Here is a 1,824-nt window from a genome sequence, read left to right on the forward strand (position 1 = left end):
AGTCGGGGCTGTGACGGCACGGCGGGCGGGTCTGGCCGGCGCGCTGCTGATGATCGTCTTCGTGGCGCTCAACCTGCGCCCGGCGATCGCGGGGGTCGGGCCGCTGCTGACCGAGATCAGCGACGAGTTCCGGCTGTCCGGCGCGGCGGCGGGCGCGCTGACGACGCTGCCGCTGGTCTTCTTCGGCTCCTACGGGCTGGTCGCCCCGTTCCTGCGCCGCGCGCCGCGCAGCGAGACGCTCCTGGTCAGCGCGATGGCGCTGCTCGTCGCCGGGCTGCTGCTGCGCCTGCTGGACGCCCCTGCCTCCCTGTGGGGGGACGACCCTCCACACCCCCCGGCAACAGCCATGTTCCCGCTGTTCGCCGGATCACTCGTCGCCGGGATCGCGATCAGCATCGGCAACATCGCGATGCCCGCGATCATCAAGCGGGACCATCCGTCCAGGATCACGACGGTGACGGCCGTCTACACGGTCGCCGTGACGGCCGGCGCGTCCTTCTCCTCGGGCCTGGCCGTACCGGTCGAGGACGTCTTCGACTCGACGTGGCGGCTGCCGCTCGGCCTCCTGGCGATCCCGGCGGCCCTCGCCGGCCTGCTCTGGGTGCCGAGGGCGCGCCGGGCGGCGCACGCGGCGCGGTCGGCTCCGCCCCCGGCGCCGGCGCGCGGGGTGGCGGCGCTGGTGTGGCGGTCCGGACTGGCCTGGCACGTCACGGTGTTCATGGGCCTGCAGTCGCTGCTGGCTTACGTCGTGCTCGGCTGGCTCCCGACGATCTGCCAGGACCGCGGGATGGACGAGGCGCCCGCCGGGGCGGTCCTCGCCCTGTCCGCCGCCGTCCAGGCGGCCGGGTCGCTCTCGGTCCCGGTGCTCGCGCGGCGGACGCGCGACCAGCGTCCCCTGGTGCTCGCCACCGCCGTCCTGGCGTTCGCGGGGTTCGTGGGGGTCACCTGGGCGCCGATCGGGACGGTCTGGTTCTGGGCGGTCGTCCTCGGCTTCGGCCAGGGCATCGGGTTCGCCACGGCGCTGTCGTTCATCGGGCTGCGCGCCCACAACGCGCAGGTCGCGGCGCAACTGTCCGGAATGGCGCAGGGCATCGGCTACCTCATCGCGGCACTCGGCCCGCTCGGCGTCGGAGCCCTGCACGACGCCACCGGCGGATGGAGCGTTCCGATGGCCGGTGTGCTGGTCGTGTGCCTGGTCATGGTGGTCCCCGGCCTGTCGGCGGGACGCGTCCGGGCGGTCGGCGAACCCACCGGACCGGCGTCCGATGCGGTTAACACGGAAATTAGCGGACACATCCCTAAATGACCCCGTGTGAGGCCGACTGACCGCCGGGAGGTGGACCGCAATGCTTCCCACGATCCTTGCCGAACCGACCGTGGCCGAGACGGCACCGACCGGCCATTGGGTGTACCTCTGGATCATCCCGGTGGTGGTCGTGGTGGGACTGATCGCCCGACTCTTCATGATGCGGGAGGCGTCGGACCGGAAGATCCACCCCGAACGCCGGAACGACCAGGACAACCATCGCGGCATGGAACAGGGCGGCCTGTACACCTACCGCCCCGGGATGTTCTCGCACAGCTACCCGCCCGACCGGGAGTCGCAGGCGGAAGAGTTCCGTCGCGACAACCCGCAGCCCGGCCGCGAGCCGAAGACCCCCTGGCCCGACGGCATCCTGTACGAGCAGACCGTCTTCAAGGAAGAGTTCGAGGACATCAAGCCCAAGAAGACCTGACCCCCCTTCGTTGACTTGCGGCGTGTTGTTGTCTTGGAGCGCTCCATAACAACAACACGCCGCAAGTCAACGGGGGTCAGGTGGGGGT

General features: G+C 71.2%; 2 protein-coding genes. Both read left to right on the top strand.

All coding sequences use genetic code 11. The features are described from left to right. A partial coding sequence (locus E1281_RS39445) for an MFS transporter (RefSeq protein ID WP_243717815.1) occupies positions 1–1,306 on the top strand: 1,306 nt, incomplete at its 5' end. 40 nt (positions 1,307–1,346) lie between these two features. Beyond that, positions 1,347–1,736, top strand: coding sequence for a hypothetical protein (locus E1281_RS39450; protein WP_131884780.1), 390 nt, complete (start codon positions 1,347–1,349; stop codon positions 1,734–1,736). The last annotated feature ends 88 nt before the right edge of the window (positions 1,737–1,824 follow it).

Source organism: Actinomadura sp. KC345, from assembly GCF_004348515.1.
Taxonomy (GTDB): Bacteria; Actinomycetota; Actinomycetes; order Streptosporangiales; family Streptosporangiaceae; genus Spirillospora.

Excerpts from the sequence above, each read along its gene's own strand:
- E1281_RS39450 (WP_131884780.1), top strand. The coding sequence starts at position 1,347 with ATGCTTCCCACGATCCTTGCCGAACCGACCGTGGCCGAGACGGCACCG.